We start from the raw sequence: 17,092 nt of genomic DNA, 5'->3' as shown, positions 1-17,092 counted from the left end.
GCTTAAGCGGCCAAAGCCAGCTCGAACTCAGCTCGATCGCTGCTTTCGCTTCGTTCAAACACCTTGCAGAACACCTTGACCACGCGATCGCCCGAGTCGATCTGCTCCAGTGGGTCTTTGCGCAGGCGGTGCCTTAAGCAACAAGACGCCACCCGGGCAACATCGTCTTCGGTCACTTCGGTGCGACCCTCAAATGCCGCGAGGGCGCGTGCGGCCCGGTTGGTGACGATGTCACCACGGAGGCCATCCACATCGAGTTCTCCGCACACCGCTGAGATGCGCAGACGCAGATCGTCGTCGATCTGAACCTGGTCGAGACGCTGCTGAGCCTCCACCACGCGTTGCTGCAGAGCTTGCTGGCCAGCTTCAACGGCTGCACTGAATTGATCAGGGTCTGTGTCGAAGGCCGTGCGCTGATCCACCACCTGCACGCGCAGCTCGGGGTCACGCACGGTGCGCACTTCCACGCTCATGCCGAAGCGGTCGAGCAGCTGAGGACGCAGCTCACCTTCCTCAGGGTTGCCAGAACCGATCAGCACAAAACGGGCCGGGTGGCGCACCGACACTCCCTCGCGTTCCACAGTGTTCCAGCCGGAAGCGGCTGAGTCCAGCAAAACGTCCACCAGGTGGTCGTCTAGCAGATTCACCTCATCGACGTAGAGCAAGCCTCGGTTGGCTTTGGCTAGCAGGCCCGGTTCGAAGGCTCGAACGCCGTCACTGAGTGCCTTCTCGATATCAATGGTTCCGCACAGGCGGTCTTCTGTGGCCCCGAGCGGCAGGTCGACCATCGGCACCTGGCGTTCCTCTGTCCCAAGGGTTTCACCATGTTCGAGACGCTGAACGACGTCACTGCTTTGCAGATCCGGATCCGTGGGCGAGCTGTTGTAAGGGTCGCCGGCCACCACTTCAATCCCGGGCAGTAAATCAGCCAGAGCCCTGATGGTGGTTGATTTTCCTGTGCCCCGATCTCCCATGATCATCACCCCTCCGATGCGGGGATCAATCACGTTCAGCAGGAGAGCAAGCTTCATCTCCTCCTGCCCGATCACAGCGGTGAAGGGGAAGACTCTGCGCTTGCGCGGTGAACTCACGGACGATCGTCTTGTGCTGGAGAGGATTGTTTCACAGGTCGGAGGCTCAGCACCTGTGGTGGTGTGGCATCCGCTGGGTAAATCAGGCGCACGCGCACCCGCCGGCTTTCACCGGGGCCCAGCGACACCTGGCCAAGCTCGGGGCCTTCCTGACCCCGACGCAGGACAAGGTGAAACCGCTGAGTTGCACTGAGTTTCCCGTCATATCCGTCCAGCCCTGTCACCTCGATCGGCCCGCGGAACATCACCGGTTCCCGATCGCTGCGGCTGAAGATGAGTTGTTGGTTCGTGCTGCGATTTTTAAAGGGAGATTCCAGGGCGATTGCCACGGTTCGCGTCTCGGTGCTGGTGTTGCGCAGGGGAAGCGTGAGGTCGTACTCCACTCCGTAGTTGCCGTGGGCTGCCCAGGCGGTGCCGGGGTCGAATGCCTCGAGCTCCGCGGTCTGAATCTGCCCGGTTCGTAGATCGCCGTTAACAAGGCTGCTGATCGGCCAGGAGACTGCGGTTTCACTTAAGTCGAGATGGCTTGACCCGGGGTCGGAAAGCTCTGCTTGCCAGGTGCTGCCGATTTGGACGCCACTGACGCGGGAGTAGATGATGCGCCCCCTGGTGCCACGTGGTGTCGGTTCGTGTTCTTTCGGACTCTGTTTGCCGGCGTCGAGAAGCCGCTGCCAGTAAGCGGCGTTGGGAGCCTGACGGTTGTCGCCGAAAGCGGCGAGGGTGGCAAGGTGCACCGGCCCTGAGCTGTGCAGACGCATCTGCAGATTGCGACCGTTCAGCAGGGGGTCCAGCCCGGCCACAGGAATGGGGAGCGCCACCAGTAATGACGGTGACCCTGGCTGGATCGTCCATTGCCGGGGGAGTTCGGCAGCCGAGTCTCCGCGGAGCAGATCGCCGGCCACGCGACTGCCCGGACCTGAAGAAATGACGGTTCCGCTTTCCTGCATCAAGGCAGGCAGGGGCAGAAAGGGCGATGCGGTTTGCTCTTCGCTGACAGCCTGGGAGAGTGCGGTGCTACCACCTAGCAGTTCCAGTGAAACCGCTTGATTAGTTGCCGGCTGAGCGATGACGGCAAGCCAGAGCGTGGAGTCGAGACGATCAGGTGTTCCGGCATAGACGTGATGGCTGAACAGGTCGAAACGCCCGTTCAAGGCCAGATTCAGTCCAGGGCTCTGCGGGAAGGTGGACACCAGAATCCCTTCCCCGATGATCAGTTCCGGATTGTTGTCGTTGATGATCAGCACCTGGTCAAGACCGCCGGGCAGGCTGCGCACCTCCTGGCGTCGGATCAGCGGACCGTCGTCTGCAGCCGCTTGGCTGGTGGATGTCTGAACTTGCGCCCATGCCATCGATGGAGCAACGGACAGGCTTGCAGCGGAGGCCACGAATGAGGCCAGCGTGACCAGCATCGGAATCCGAGTGAGGCGTTTCATCACGGGTTGTTGCTGGGTTCAGAGACGGCCGCGCTCACAGCCAGTTTGGGTTTGAGCGCCGGAGCCATGGCAGCTGTGAGCTTGCGGATCATTTCCGTTGAGCGTGGGTCGTTAAAAGGACCTTTCACGAGGAAGGCGGCAACGGCTCGACTGCCATCAGGGAGTTCGATTAACCCGGCATCGGCATAGGCAATACCGATGTCGCCGGTTTTGTTCAAAACTCGATAGCCCTTGATCATCAGACTTTGATCAGGTTTGCCTTGCTGACCGCCGAGCCCACGCATCAGCCCACGGGGAATCAGGGTGTTAGTAATGGATGTGCCCATCACCTGACGGAACAGATCCCGGCTGCGAATCGATAGGGCTTCGCCGGTGTCGACCAGGGCAATCGAATAGGCCAGATCTCGAGCGCTTGTCGTGTTGGTTCCCTCAAGATCTGGTAGCCAGTTGTTCACGGTCGTGGCGCTCAGCCCCAGGGCGTTGAAGCGGAGATTGAGTGCTTTCTTGCCGCCGAGTCGATCGATCAGCAGGTTGGTTGCTGTGTTGTCGCTCACACGAATCATCTCCGTGGCGACTTCATGCGTGGGGAAGCGGGTGCCGATGGGTTTGGAGGCCATCCAGCCGGCCCCTCCTCCCACCACGGTTTTGGTCAGGGTGAGTGGCTCATTCCAGACCAAGCGTCCAGCATCCAGCTCCTCCAGGGTCACCAGCAAAATCGGTGTCTTGATCGAACTCGCTGCGGGTAGCGCGGTGTCCGGCTCGAGCTGGGCGTAGCGACCGTCATCCAGCACGAGCATGAAAGCACTCACCTTCAGGTCTGCTTGCGTGGCGGCCAGTTCTTTCCAGCGTTGACTCAGGGCTGTGAGTTCATTGCGAGTTTCAAAGCGACCGAGGTTGTCGTTGCCGTTGGAGCGCAGGCCATTGCTGCCCGTTGCCGTTGGTGCTGGCGGGTCTTCCGGTGCCGTTTCTGTTGAGACCAGCCAGCTGGGAATGGGCCAGTCACCCCGTTGGGCCCCTGTGCCAGCAAGCTTTAAAACGGATCCAGTGATCACCCCCAACCCCACGCCCATCAGCACGAGGCGCAACAACAGACGCAGTGGTCGTCCCCAGCCTGGGGTTTGGCGACTGGATCGACTTGTGGCCAAAGAGCGGTGTGTGAAAGCCAGAGATTACGGGCGGTTGCAACGAATCGCCCAACGAAGTTGGCGCACCATGCCACGCAGCAGTGCCACTTCCTCAGGTCGCGCCAAGGCCCTCTGCAGCAGAGCTCTCACCTTGGCCATCCGTGCCTTGGCCGTGTGGTCGAGCAGAAAACCCGCTTCCAGCAACAAATCCTCTGCATCGATGAGGCAGGCATCCAGCTGGGGAGGCAGTGCGGCCTCGCCCCCCTGAAGTGGTTCCAGGGGATGTGGATTGGGTTGCCTGCGGGTGCGTTCCAGCTCGTGCAGAAGTACAGCCACCGCGTGGGACAGATTGAGCGATGGGTAGGCATCGCCCGAGTGCAGCCGCACCACACGCTGACTGAGCAGCAACTCTTCGTTGCTGAGTCCACGGTCTTCCCGTCCGAAGACCAAAGCGACGCGGGCATTGGTCTCGAGCCCCTGATGGATCCAGGGCATGGCCTGTTCGGGTGCCTGCAGTGGGATTTCTCCGTGGTCCAATCGTCCGCAACTGGCCACGACCCGATGGCAATCGGACAGGGCGTCCAGCAGGGATGGACAGTGCCTTGCGTTGTGCAAGACGTTTTGGCCATGCACGGCCATGCGCAGGGCTTCAGGGTCTTTGGGGTCGCAGCGTGGGTTGACCAGCCGCAGCTCATCCACTGCGAAGTTGGCGCAAAGGCGGGCAACACTGCCCACGTTGAGCGGTCCGGCAGGCTCCACCAGCACGACAACAAGAGTCAAAGGCCGATCAGTCGAGGGTGTGCAGGTAGCTCAGCAGGTCGGCCATCCCTTCCGGTTCAATTTCGAAACGGGGCATCGGTGGAGTCTCACCGCTCACGATCTGGTGGATCACAGCGCGGTCAGATCGGCGCACACTGATGCCCTGGAGGCTGGGACCAACCAAACCCTGGGCGGCGATGCCGTGGCAGCCAGCGCAATTGATTCTGAAAATTTGACCACCGTGCTGGATGTCACCGGTCAGGGCCAATGTCGCCTTGCTGTAAGGGTCGAGACGAGCTCCTGCGTAAAGCCATCCCACCAGCACCAGGGCGGTAATCACAGCCACTGCGACCAGCGCTGGCACCAACCCACGCCTGCGCTCAGAAGCTGCAGCAGTTGATGACGATGAGGTCACAGATGTATCGCATGCATGGAACAATTGTGGTTAATCCTTCCATCCGGCGTGACGCCATGATCGAACCCCTACTTTGCGGGATAGTTTTGGGCTTGATCCCCGTTACGCTTTTGGGTCTGTTTGTGGCTGCTTGGAACCAGTATCGCCGGGGTAGTGCCCTGGGGGGCTGAGGATCAGCAGGCTGCTGCTTCCATAACGCCGTCGCTCCCTTTCAATCCAGGGTGATGGAGCCTCAATCTGAATGTTGCTGGCGTATTCGCAAATCACCAATCCCTCGGGCTGCACCCACCTACCACGATGGAGCAGACCGAGGGTTTCGTTGTAAATCCCCGCTGCATAGGGTGGATCGAAGTACACCATTGAAAAGGCGGGTTCATCGGCAGGACGTCCGCTCTTCAGCCAACTGAGCAGATCCCTTCGAATCACGCTCACCCGGGCTCGCTCTGTGTGCGCTGACGCCACAGTCTCGAGATTTTCGCGGCAGATGGCTGCTGTCCGCGGGTTGTTCTCGATGGCGACCACGCGTTCTGCACCATGCTGCAGAGCCTCACATCCCATCACGCCACTGCCGCTGCAGAGGTCAAGCCAGTGGCACCCCTGCAGTTCCGCCTGAAACATGTTCATCAACGCTTCTCGGACGCGAGACGTGGTCGGTCTCGTGCTCTGACCGGCAGGGCTGCGCAACCGACGCCCCCCGATCAATCGCAGCTGCCCGCCGCTCACGTGGGATCAGCTGCATCGTGCTGAAGCCATTTCAGCCAGCGCTGCAGCAGCTGTGATCCAGCGACGGATGACTTCTCTGGGTGGAATTGGCAGGCTCCTGTGCGTCCTTTCCAGACCATCGCGGTGGCGTTCCCATGGCCGAAGGGGACTGTGGCGGCCAGATCGGCTTCTAAGGCCGGGGCCGCGGCGAAGGAGTGCACGAAATAGACCCAGGGTTCGTCAGCTTCCTCTGGAAGCAGTGGACAAGCGTTGTGGCGTTTCAGCTGTCCCCAGCCCATGTGGGGGATCCGTTCACCTTGGCCGCTGGGTAGTTTGTGGACGCCACCTTTGAGAAGGCCAAGTCCTTCAGCACTGCCCTCATCACTACGCTCAAATAACAATTGGAGACCCAGGCAGATGCCGAGCAGGGGACGAGCTTCGGCATGCCACTTCTGCAGGGGGGCAACCAGACCCGATGCATGCAGCTTGTGCATCGCTGGGTCAAAGGCACCAACGCCAGGAAGCACTAGGGCATCGCAGGGTTCCAGATCCTCTGGATGCTGCACTGCGGTTAACGGTTGTCCTAACCGTTCGAAGCAGGTCTGGACGGAATGAAGGTTGCCCATGCCGTAATCAATCAGACCGATCCTCTGGATCGGTCTTGTCACGGGTTGGGATGAAGCGTCTGCGGTCGAGGTCAGTGTTGGCCTCAGAGGTATTTGGCAATCGTGCCAGACAGCGTTGCCTTCGGAACAGCACCAACAACGGTGTCAACCTTCTGGCCACCCTTGAAGACCATCAGGGTCGGGATGCTGCGAATGCCGAACTGGCTAGCCACGTTGGGATTCTCATCGGTATTCAGTTTGAACACCTTGATCTTGCCCTCGAATTCCTTTGCAATCTCATCGACGATGGGAGCCACCATGCGGCAGGGGCCGCACCAAGGCGCCCAGAAATCCACCAGCACGGGAACGTCACTCTGAAGCACGTCCTGTTCGAAGGAGGCGTCGGTAACAGCAGCAGCGCTGGACATTCAGGATGGGTCGAGATGGGCGAAATTTAGCAACCGATTCCGAGGTTGCCTTTCGATCACAGCCTCTCTGCGCCTGAACTGTGATGGACGCCGAAAAAAACAGAAAGCCCGAACGCGTCGGGCCAGGGGGTGTGAGGAGTGTGTGGGCCGGAGCCCGCACACTTTCAACTTACCTTGCGTCTCACTTGATTCAACATGTCTCAGCTTGAGACTTTCTTGTTATTTGCCCATGCCCAGTTGCTGGGCCTTCTGATACACCTTGCCTTCGGTGAGCAGTGAAGGGGCTACCACCACCTCCACCTGCTGCATTTCCTTAATGGTGCGGGCTCCCAGCGTGCCCATGGATGTTTTCAGACAGCCCAGCAGGTTGTGGGTGCCGTCATCCAATTTGGCCGGCCCACGCAGGATCCTCTCCAGGGTTCCTGTGCTGCCGACGTTGATGCGCGTGCCCCGAGGAAGAACAGGGCTTGGTGTGGCCATGCCCCAATGGAAGCCGCGACCGGGAGCCTCTTCCGCACGCGCAATCGGCGAGCCGATCATCACCGCGTCGGCACCACAGGCGATGCATTTGCAAATGTCGCCACCGGTAACGATGCCGCCATCGGCCACGATCGGAACATAGCGACCCGTTTCTTTCTGGAAGTCATCCCGGGCTGCGGCACAGTCAGCGACGGCTGTTGCTTGGGGAATCCCAACGCCAAGCACGCCGCGGGAGGTGCAGGCGGCGCCAGGGCCGATGCCCACCATCACGCCGGCAGCGCCAGCTCGCATCAGCTGAAGCGCCACGTCGTAGGTGACGCAGTTCCCGATCACCACGGGAACACCCATATCCCGGCACAGCGCCTCGAGATCAAGGGTGTCTTGACCTTCGGGCCCGATGTGGTTGGTTGACACCACCGTGGCCTGCACGAAGAACAGGTCGGCACCGGCTTCCGCGATGACTTTGCCAAAGCGCATGGCCGCCACAGGAGTGCCGCTGACAGCTGCAATGCCCCCCTGGGCCTTGATGTCTTGGATGCGCTTGCGGATCAACGATTCCTGAACAGGCTGGCTGTAGATCTCCTGCATCAGGGGAACGAACTCGTGCTTGCCGACAGCTGCGATGCGATCAAGAACGATGTTCGGATTGTCGTAGCGGGTCTGCACTCCTTCGAGATTGATCACGCCGAGGGCTCCCAGTTGGGACAGCTTCACGGCCATGTCCACATCCACAACGCCATCCATGGCGCTGGCGATGATCGGAATCTCGCGGTTGATGCCCCCGAGGCTCCAGCTGGTGTCGGTCACTTCCGGATCAACGGTCCTGCCGCCGGGCACCAAGGCGATTTCGTCAATGCCGTAGGCCCGACGTACAACCTTTGAGCGTCCGAGCTGAATGTCCACCGCGGGAATTTACAGAGTTTGATCAAACTACCAATCGGTGTTTCTCGCTCTACCCGTCTGCTGCCTTACCCCTTGCGACCTCCACGGATGCTGGTCCAGAGGTCTTGGAGGTTGCTGGACACCTTCTTGCGCTCGTTGCTTTTCACGAGTCGTGTTGCGGCGTACCAGGCGGCGTAGATCGCTCCGACCAGTTGAAAAAGCCGCGGTGCGAGGGGCACGGTGGCGATGGCGTCGAGGATGCCCCCATAGATCCTCAAGGTCAGGATCAGTCCGATCAGCACACCAACCAGAATCAGGGGTTGGCGCATCTTCTGCCACCACTCCACAAGGTTGTTGCCTTCCAAGAACTCCTTGATGCGTCCTGAGAGCATCTCCCACTCGCCGCCGCTCTCGTCGCTGTCTCCACTCGGGGCCTGCGCGGGCACTTGGACGCGTTCTGCGATGGAGGAGATTGGCGTGCTGGGCTGAACAGCGGGTGCGGTTGCCTGTCCGACTGGAGCTGGCTCGCTCACCGTCGGGGCGGATGGCTTAGCCACCGGTTGGCTCTGCGGTGTCGCGAGCGCTTCGCTTTCGCTGGCTTCTGGAACCGCGGAGACCGTTACAGCATCCGCTTCGCTGTTAATTGCTGGCATGGACGTGTCAACGGTGGTGGTCTCAGAATCAGCTCCATCGCTGCTGATGGAGTCCTCAGTGCCCTTTTTTTTCGGGGAGTTATCGGACGACATCGTCTTCAGATCACACAGCAGCGCCAAAGCGTAGGGGCAGGATCCGTAATCGACCCGTGTCGACAGCAAAAGGAGACGTGGAGGCTGTTTTCAGTTGGCCCTGACGCGATAAACTGAAGGGCGGTAAGTAGGTCTTGTATGGCGGATCCTGTGGGGCCCAGCGGCGGCGGTCCCGGAGATTCGGACGATCGGATCATCCAAACGGATCTGCGCAACGAGATGTCGCGCTCGTACCTCGAGTATGCGATGAGTGTGATCGTGGGTCGGGCCTTGCCCGATGCCCGAGATGGCCTCAAACCTGTGCATCGCCGCATTCTTTACGCGATGTACGAGCTGGGTCTGACCAGCGACCGCCCTTACCGGAAATGTGCCCGTGTGGTCGGTGAGGTGCTGGGTAAGTACCACCCCCATGGCGATACGGCTGTGTATGACGCACTGGTGCGCATGGCGCAGAGCTTCTCCATGTCCATGCCCCTGATCGATGGGCATGGAAATTTCGGCTCTGTGGACAACGATCCGCCCGCCGCCATGCGCTACACCGAATCGCGGCTTCAGGCGCTCACCACCGACAGCCTCCTCGAAGACATTGAAGCCGAGACCGTCGACTTCATCGACAATTTCGATGGTTCGCAGCAGGAACCCACGGTGCTGCCGTCACGGATTCCTCAGCTGCTGCTGAATGGATCTGCCGGGATCGCTGTTGGCATGGCGACCAACATTCCGCCTCACAATCTGGGTGAGCTGATCGCAGGACTGCTGGCTCTGATTGAGAACCCTGAGCTCGACGATCAGGAGTTGATGACCCTGATTCCCGGTCCTGATTTCCCCACCGGCGGACAAATCCTCGGTCGCACTGGGATCCGCGAGACCTACCTCAGTGGCCGCGGCTCCGTGACCATGCGTGGTGTCGCGGAGATTGAAACCATTGAGGCACCGGGCCGCCCTGACAGGGACGCCGTGATCATCACCGAGTTGCCATATCAGACCAACAAAGCGGCGTTGATCGAGCGCATCGCCGAAATGGTTAACGACAAGAAGCTCGAGGGGATCTCTGACATCCGCGATGAGAGTGATCGCGATGGCATGCGCATCGTGGTGGAGCTGCGCCGCGATGCCTATCCGCAGGTGGTGCTGAACAATCTCTACAAACTCACGCCACTTCAGAGCAACTTCAGTGCGCACATGCTGGCGCTAGTGAACGGTGAGCCAATCCTGCTCACCCTGCGCAAAATGCTCGAGGTGTTCCTCGACTTCCGGGTCGAGACCATCGAGCGACGCACGCGCTACCTGCTGCGCAAGGCCGAGGAACGTGATCACATTCTCCTCGGTTTGCTGCTGGCCCTTGATCAGCTGGATCCGATCATTGCCCTTATCCGAGCGGCATCCGATACAGCAACAGCAAAACAGCAGTTGCAAGACCGCCACGGACTCACGGACATCCAGGCGGACGCCATTCTGCAGATGCAGCTTCGGCGTCTCACGGCTCTCGAGGCCGACAAGATTCGCCTCGAGCACGAAGATCTTGTCGTCAAGATCGCCGACTACAAAGACATCCTTGGCCGGCGTGAGCGCGTGTTCGGCCTGATCCAAGACGAACTCGCTCAGCTCAGGGATCGCCATGCCGTGCCCAGGCGTACGGAAATCCTCGACCTCGGTGGTGGGCTCGAAGACATCGATTTAATTGCGAATGAGCGTTCCGTGGTGCTGGTCACCGAAACCGGATACCTCAAGCGGATGCCGGTGAGTGAATTCGAAGCCACCAGCCGAGGAACTCGCGGTAAGGCCGGAACCCGCAGTCAGGGGGAAGATGCGGTCAAGCTGTTCATTGGTTGCAACGATCACGACACCCTGCTGTTGTTCAGCGATCGGGGTGTGTCCTATGCCCTGCCGGCCTATCGGGTTCCCCAGTGCAGTCGGGCTGCCAAGGGCACGCCCGTGGTGCAGCTGCTCCCCATCCCCCGAGAGGAGGCGATCACATCCCTCTTGGCTGTGTCGGAATTCAACGACGACACGGATCTGCTGATGCTCACCAGCGGTGGCTTCATCAAGCGCACGCGCCTGTCGGCCTTCAGCAACATCCGCTCCAACGGTCTGATCGCGATCAACTTGGAAGACGGGGATGCGCTCACCTGGGTGCGGTTGGCGGTTCCAGGAGACAGTGTGCTGATCGGTTCCAAGGCTGGAATGACCATTCATTTCCGCCTGAGTGACGATGAACTCAGGCCTCTCGGACGCACCGCCCGTGGCGTGCGCTCGATGAACCTCCGTGATGGCGATGCGCTGGTGAGCATGGACGTCTTGCCCGTTGAGTTGGCGGACCAAGTGGCCGCCAGCAACGATGATGAGGACGATGTCGGCAGTGAAGGTCCATGGGTGCTGGTAGCCTCGGCCGCTGGTCTTGGCAAACGGGTGCCTGTGACTCAGTTCCGCCTTCAGAAACGGGCCGGAATGGGCCTGCGGGCGATGAAGTTCCGCACGGATGCCGATGAACTGGTGGGCCTGCGGGTGCTTGGAGCGGGCGAAGAGCTGCTGTTGGTCAGCGAAAAGGGTGTGATCGTGCGCACAAGTGCCGATGCCATTCCACAGCAGTCCCGCGCGGCGACCGGCGTCCGCCTGCAAAAGCTCGACAAAGGCGATCGTTTGCTCAAGGTGGTGCTCGTGCCGCCGCAGGCAGAAGGCGACGATGCCGATGCTGATGACGGCGTCGATGCGGACGTTGACGCTGCTGCCGCACCGGAGGCGAACGCTGAAGCACAGGACAGCTGACCTTGCCTGAACCTGTGGATGTGTTGGTGCTCGGGGGCGGCCCGGCTGCTCTCTGCATCGCTTCAGAGTTGAACCAGCGCGGTGTTGACGTTTCTGGGATAGCTCCCGATCCGATTGACGCTCCTTGGCCCAACACCTACGGCATCTGGGCCGACGAATTGAAAGGGCTGGGGCTCGAGCACCTGTTGGAGCACCGCTGGAGCGACACCGTCAGTTATTTCGGCGAAGGCGGCTCAACGGCTCAGGATCAGAGCCATGCTCACGGCATTGACTACGGTTTGTTCGATCGGGCCGCCCTGCAGCGCTTCTGGCTGGAACGGGCTGATGGTGTGGTCTGGCATCAAGACACCGCCGAACGGGTGGACGTGAATGGTGCAACCACCAGCGTCAGCTGCGCATCGGGAACCACGTTGCAGGCGCGCTTGGTGATCGATGCCTCCGGCTCGCGCACACCCCACATTCGCCGTCCCGATCAGGGGCCGGTGGCGGGTCAGGCGGCCTACGGCGTGGTGGGGCGTTTCTCCAAACCGTCGATTGAGGAGAACCGATTTGTGTTGATGGACTACCGCTGTGATCACCTCAGCGAGGAGCAGCGCAGCGAACCGCCCACGTTCCTCTATGCGATGGATCTGGGCGATGGGGTGTTCTTCGTGGAGGAAACCTCACTCGCCTTGGCACCGGGTGTTCCCTACGACGTGCTCAAGCAACGGCTCCAACAGCGCCTGGATCTGCGCGGCGTGGAGATCACCGAGGTGATCCACGAAGAGTTCTGCCTCTTCCCGATGAACTTGCCGCTGCCGGATCGCAATCAGCCGGTGCTGGCGTTTGGGGGCGCCGCGAGCATGGTGCATCCGGCCTCGGGCTACATGGTGGGGGCGTTGCTGCGGCGGGGACCTGATCTGGCCTATGCCATCTCCGAAGCCATCGCCAATCCAGCCCTTGGTTCAGCCGCCCTGGCGCAACGGGGTTGGCAAGCGCTGTGGCCAATCGAGCTCGTGCTGCGGCATCAGCTCTATCAATTCGGCTTGGGCCGGTTGATGGGCTTCAACGAGGCGTTGTTGCGCACCCACTTCGCCACGTTCTTCTCATTGCCGCGGGAGGAGTGGTTTGGCTTCCTCACCAACACCCTGCCGTTGCCGCGCTTGATGGGCGTGATGCTGCGCTTGTTCGCCCTTTCGCCTTGGGAGTTGCGGTGGGGATTGGTGTTGGGTGCGGCTCAGGATCAAGCTCCGCGTTTTTGAGATCCTTGTGGCTGGCGTAACTAAGAGATCTCAATAACGGCCAATCAAAGGGAGTGCGTGTCTGTTCGTCTGTGCATCAGTGAATGAATCTGTCGGTGCCGATCCGCACCGGCGATCGGGGGTTGCTGGTGCCGAGTGTTCGGGCGGCCTGGCTGGCGGACTGGAACCAGGGCAATGAGGGCCAGGAGATCGGCTACAAGTTCACCAACAAGATGGTGAATTTCGATTCACAGCTGGGCACGGAAAACGGCGCCTGGATCGAGGCGGGTCTGGACTATACGGTGCAGAACTTCAACGGCATCTCGGTGAAGTTGTACGGCCGAGGTGGCATGGAGTTTTGGGCGAGCGACCGTGGCACGACCTGGCGCGCGAGCGGTGGTGTGACCACCTTCCAGTTCTGATCGCTACTCAGGACGCCACTCCCTCAGTTGAGGGAGTTTTGAACATCCATGCCTCCCCCTGATGGGGAGGCATTTTTTTAAATTCCTCATGTGTCAAAACGGCAGACTTAATGTTTTTGGGATCACGTTTGTGGGCTCCTTAAAGCTCGATCAAGAGATACGCATCGCGAGTCTCTTGAGATTCCTCGTGCGATTCACTCTGAGGTGAAGCCGTGACATACAAATAAAAAGTCAATATTTTCTGCATGGCGCACTTCGACGGTGCCGCTAAAAGGAATCAAGCTGTTCGCGTGTCTGGTGACTAGAAAACTGCTTTCCGTGCTTTCTCTGGCTCTTTCGCTCTCTGCCACTGCTGCTGTGCATGCACAGGTGGTCCCCATCGATGGCGGAGAAAAAATCACAGAGGACGAGACTGGCGTTGTTGAAATTTATACTTTGCCTGTAAATATGCAAACAGTTATTGAAGGTGATGACGACAAATATTACGCAATCAATTACTATACCTATGTTAATCCGAAGGTGAATGACGCAGGCAGAGACGATGCTGTTCCTGGAATATCTGCAGGGCTATGGTGGAAAGATAGCCAAATAGGACAATTCTTTCCCTGGGGAGACGATGAGGATCTGGCGAAACGTCTTTCGAATGGCTATGAAGAATTTGCGGAAAATAACAATCTGCTTGTGGATGGTGATCTATGGCTGAATGATATCTTCAATGGTGGCGGATTTATTTTTGATGGCTGGAAGGGTGATCTCCCTCCTGGAGATCAGAGGCCAAATAATGCATCTACGAGAAATAATGGGCTACAGTACATGTGGAATTCAGCTCAATATTACACCCATGAAGGGCCAAATAACCGAATTCAAGCTTTTGGTGGTTGTGCTGTGAATACAATCTCCTCTGGCGAGATAACGACAACAAGCAATCAACAGCTTATCAAAACTGCTATCGATCCGTGTAAATTTGAAGACGGTAAAGTTCGAGAGGATCTATATGCACCAGTGTTTCAGGGTGGAACACTAAAAACGGTTGTCGATGTCGAAGGACAATCATCCAACACGAACTTAGATATTCCTTTCTGGGTTGGAATTGAGGGTGGAACAGTGGACAATAATGGAATCGCAACAAGATTCAATGGGGAATTTTCTGATGTTTTGTTGGCGACTTTCTCCGGCTCTGGAACACTAAATTTTCAGGGGAGTGGCATAACAGTCTTGGCTGCAGACAATTCTTATATTGGCGATACCAATATTCTTGAAGGAACTCTCCGAGTCACTGGATCTCTCAGCGACGCTACGGCTGTCTCTGTCGCTGATGGTGCCATCTATGAAGTTGCTAACAGCGATGAGGTCGGATCGATTGAAGGTGCTGGCGATATTGTTATTGAAAAAGATCAGACACTGACAGCTGGTGGTCTTGATACAGATACCACGTTGTCTGGAGTGATCTCTGGTGATGGTGGATTTAAGAAAGTTGGAGATGGCACAACGAGTTTTTCTGGCGATAACACCTATGCGGGTGCTACTGAGATCAAGGCGGGAACGTTGAAGGTCACGGGCTCGCTCAGCGATGTTACGGGTGTTTCTGTCTCCGATGGCGCCACCTATGAAGTTACTAATAGTGATGAGATCGGATCGATTGAAGGTGCTGGCGACATTGTCATTGACGATGACCAGACCCTGACTGCTGGTGGTTTGGGGACGGATACGGAGTTTTCTGGTCCGATTTCTGGTGATGGTGGATTCACCAAGGTTGGTGATGGTACAACCACTTTTTCTGGCGCCAACTCCTACAAGGGCGAGACGAAGATTAAAGATGGTGCCCTTTTATTGGGACACTTGTCGAGCATCCCTCGGCGATCTTCCACATTGGTGACAGGAGCTGGTCGACTTGACTTGCTGTCCGGGCCGTCAGGAAGAGGTGAATTTGAGATTGATCGTCTAAGTATCAAGGAAGGGGGTCGGGTTTATGTTTCGCCTGAACAGCCGTTGGTCTCTAAAACAATCAGCCTAGATGCTTACTCTTTAGAGGATTCAAGTCCAGGTGGAATTATCACCTCTTTGGATGGAAAGAATAATCCGCCTTTGCGAGTCAGTGAGTCATTTGATTATGAGAATGGCAGCTTGGTTGTTGGCGCTCCAGATTCTGATGATCCCGAAGGGGTCTGGGAGATCATCGATGGAGATGTCAAAAATATTGATGATCTTGCCGAAAATACATATATCGTAGTTAGTCAAGATCAGATCTTTTCCTTTGATGGAATTGGCGAAGAATATGCCAAAGATGGTCCAGCTCTTTACAAGGGTTATTTGGCCAAAGGTTCTTTAGATCTTGTTATAGAAGTCAAAAAAAGTGATGAGATTATTTGCGACTTGCATCCTGATTCTGATGAGTGCAATGAAGAGCCTAATAAGCCAGACCCGGATCCGCCGATCTGCGACTTATATCCCGCTCTCGAAGAGTGCAAGGAAGAGCCTAATAAGCCGGACCCGGATCCGCCGATCTGTGAGGGTGATGAATGCAAAAATGATAAGCCTGTTCCACTCCCTGGTTGTGAAGAAGATGACGACCTGTGCGACGTGATTAGTGATGTCCCCGGTGATGAAGACGACGCTTGGGAAGACGAGGAAGAGGTTGCGCTGGAGATAATTGAAGGTTTGCTCGATGGCTTAAAGCAAGAGCAAATTGATCTGCTGTTGAGTTTTGATTACGGGCAATTGGCAAAGTTGGTGGGCAGTGGTTTAGCCCCACGGAATGTGGATGCTGCGGGTCGTGGTTTGGCGCTGCATAACAATTTGCTGGTGGACACGTTGTTTGATCGACAGCCGCTGCGTCAGTTCGAGGAACTGCTGATTGCAGAAGAAGTTGTTGAGCAGAGCGTTGTGGAAGACGAGGCCGTGATTGAGGAGTCGGCTCCGGTGCAGCCGTTGTGGCTGAAGCCTGAGGAGCTCAGCGATGGAGAAGCGGCTGAGTATGTGGAAGGCGCTGTTGAAAGCGTTGAGGTTGCCGATGCTGATGCTGCGGTAGCAATCGAGGTAGAAGAAGAAGCCGTTGTTGTTGAGTTCGACGGCGTCCGCCTTGTCGACCAGCAGGATGACGAACTGGATCTGGCCAAGCGTGAGGGCGTGAGCGCCTGGGTGAAGGGATTCGGCGGCAACAGCCGGGCTGATGACTCATCGATTCTCTACAACGACTACAGCTTGACCGCCTACGGCACCAGCTTTGGTGTGAATGTGGCGCTGAGCGAGACGTTCCAGATCGGCGCCTATGCCAATTACGGCGATCTGAACGTGAACCAGCACAGCGGCGAGACCGGTGGCGGCAGCTGGAACCCTGAGGGCTGGGGTGGGGGCTTAACGGCCCAGTACTCCGCCCGCCATTTCTATGTGCAGGGCCTGCTGGGGGCGAGTGAATTCAGCGGCGAGCAGTCGCGCAACATCCTGCGGATCAACGACGATCTGGGTGGCAATACGGCCCGGGGTGACAAGAGCGTCACCAGCTACCTGGGCGCACTGCGGATCGGCGCACCGTTCAAGACCGGTGGCGTGGTGCTCGAGCCCCAAGGGCAGGTGGTGTGGACCCGTAACCATGAACAGGGATTCTCCGAGACCAGCGGAACGGAGAACCTGCGGTTGAAGTACAAGAGCCGCACAACGAACTTTGCCGAGACGGAGCTGGGCATGAAGCTGTCGGTGCCGATCCGCACCGGCGAGCGGGGACTGCTGGTGCCGAGTGTTCGGGCGGCCTGGCTTGCGGACTGGAACCAGGGCAATGAAGGCCAGGAGATCGGCTACAAGTTCACCAACAAGACGGTGAATTTCGATTCACAGCTGGGCACCGAGAACGGTGCGTTGATTGAGGCGGGTCTGGACTACACGGTGCAGAACTTCAACGGCATCTCGGTGAAGCTGTATGGAAGAGGTGGCATGGAGTTCTGGGCGAGCGACCGTGGCACGACCTGGCGCGCGAGCGGCGGCATGACCTGGCAGTTCTGATGTCGTGGTCGTCCTCCAGGGGT

14 protein-coding genes and 1 pseudogene are annotated in these 17,092 nt (G+C 58.3%); 5 read left to right on the top strand and 10 right to left on the bottom strand.

Features of this window, described 5'->3' with window-relative positions:
* Positions 1-2: 2 nt before the first annotated feature.
* Genes bchI through SynA1560_RS10150 form a run of 5 tightly spaced genes read right to left on the bottom strand, consistent with a single transcriptional unit; the run spans position 3 to position 4,846 of the window.
* Positions 3-1,091: a magnesium chelatase ATPase subunit I gene (gene bchI, locus SynA1560_RS10170; protein WP_186469166.1), complete on the bottom strand. Its 1,089-nt coding sequence runs from the start codon at positions 1,089-1,091 to the stop codon at positions 3-5.
* A complete protein-coding gene (locus tag SynA1560_RS10165; RefSeq protein WP_370523151.1) occupies positions 1,088-2,524 on the bottom strand; it encodes a DUF3370 domain-containing protein in 1,437 nt (478 codons plus the stop codon). The genes bchI and SynA1560_RS10165 overlap by 4 nt, the downstream gene beginning before the upstream one ends.
* Positions 2,524-3,669 (bottom strand): serine hydrolase, encoded by a 1,146-nt coding sequence (locus SynA1560_RS10160; RefSeq protein WP_186500431.1) that lies wholly within the window; start codon positions 3,667-3,669, stop codon positions 2,524-2,526. Before SynA1560_RS10160 ends, SynA1560_RS10165 begins: the two co-directional genes overlap by 1 nt.
* 24 nt (positions 3,670-3,693) lie before the next feature.
* Positions 3,694-4,428 (bottom strand): RNA methyltransferase, encoded by a 735-nt coding sequence (locus SynA1560_RS10155; RefSeq protein ID WP_186500430.1) that lies wholly within the window; start codon positions 4,426-4,428, stop codon positions 3,694-3,696.
* A 7-nt stretch (positions 4,429-4,435) separates the two neighbouring features.
* A complete protein-coding gene (locus SynA1560_RS10150) occupies positions 4,436-4,846 on the bottom strand; it encodes a cytochrome c (protein WP_186469163.1) in 411 nt (136 codons plus the stop codon).
* Between the two features lie 32 nt (positions 4,847-4,878).
* Here SynA1560_RS10150 and petG point away from each other — a divergent pair, with 32 nt between their 5' ends.
* Complete coding sequence (gene petG, locus SynA1560_RS13850) at positions 4,879-4,992, top strand: cytochrome b6-f complex subunit V (RefSeq protein WP_006041770.1); 114 nt, start codon at positions 4,879-4,881, stop codon at positions 4,990-4,992.
* A 13-nt stretch (positions 4,993-5,005) separates the two neighbouring features.
* On the opposite strand, the pseudogene rsmD reads toward petG, so the two are convergent.
* The 5 genes and pseudogenes from rsmD to SynA1560_RS10125 form a co-directional block, all read right to left on the bottom strand.
* Positions 5,006-5,545: pseudogene (rsmD, locus tag SynA1560_RS10145) on the bottom strand (16S rRNA (guanine(966)-N(2))-methyltransferase RsmD); the annotation flags it as partial.
* Positions 5,542-6,192, bottom strand: a complete 651-nt coding sequence (hisH, locus tag SynA1560_RS10140; RefSeq protein WP_186500428.1) for an imidazole glycerol phosphate synthase subunit HisH — start codon at positions 6,190-6,192, stop codon at positions 5,542-5,544. The pseudogene rsmD and the gene hisH, both read right to left, overlap by 4 nt.
* A gap of 41 nt (positions 6,193-6,233) precedes the next feature.
* Positions 6,234-6,557, bottom strand: coding sequence for a thioredoxin (gene trxA, locus SynA1560_RS10135; protein ID WP_066909933.1), 324 nt, complete (start codon positions 6,555-6,557; stop codon positions 6,234-6,236).
* Between the two features lie 219 nt (positions 6,558-6,776).
* Entirely contained in the window at positions 6,777-7,940 is a 1,164-nt protein-coding gene (locus SynA1560_RS10130; protein ID WP_186469160.1) for a GuaB3 family IMP dehydrogenase-related protein, read from the bottom strand.
* Between the two features lie 65 nt (positions 7,941-8,005).
* Complete coding sequence (locus SynA1560_RS10125; RefSeq protein ID WP_255476922.1) at positions 8,006-8,665, bottom strand: CAAD domain-containing protein; 660 nt, start codon at positions 8,663-8,665, stop codon at positions 8,006-8,008.
* Positions 8,666-8,803: 138 nt separating this feature from the next.
* Here SynA1560_RS10125 and gyrA point away from each other — a divergent pair, with 138 nt between their 5' ends.
* The 4 genes from gyrA (at position 8,804) to SynA1560_RS10105 (ending at position 17,069) form a co-directional block, all read left to right on the top strand.
* Positions 8,804-11,431: a DNA gyrase subunit A gene (gyrA, locus tag SynA1560_RS10120; protein WP_186469159.1), complete on the top strand. Its 2,628-nt coding sequence runs from the start codon at positions 8,804-8,806 to the stop codon at positions 11,429-11,431.
* A gap of 2 nt (positions 11,432-11,433) precedes the next feature.
* On the top strand, positions 11,434-12,672 hold the full coding sequence (crtL, locus tag SynA1560_RS10115) for a lycopene beta cyclase (protein ID WP_186500427.1): 1,239 nt from the start codon (positions 11,434-11,436) through the stop codon (positions 12,670-12,672).
* Positions 12,673-12,755: 83 nt separating this feature from the next.
* Entirely contained in the window at positions 12,756-13,073 is a 318-nt protein-coding gene (locus tag SynA1560_RS10110; protein WP_186469157.1) for a hypothetical protein, read from the top strand.
* Positions 13,074-13,391: 318 nt separating this feature from the next.
* Positions 13,392-17,069 (top strand): autotransporter outer membrane beta-barrel domain-containing protein, encoded by a 3,678-nt coding sequence (locus tag SynA1560_RS10105; protein WP_186500426.1) that lies wholly within the window; start codon positions 13,392-13,394, stop codon positions 17,067-17,069.
* Positions 17,070-17,092: the final 23 nt, after the last annotated feature.

Source organism: Synechococcus sp. A15-60, from assembly GCF_014280095.1.
In the GTDB taxonomy this organism is placed as follows: domain Bacteria; phylum Cyanobacteriota; class Cyanobacteriia; order PCC-6307; family Cyanobiaceae; genus Synechococcus_C.
This window is presented reverse-complemented; position numbering and strand designations above follow the sequence as displayed.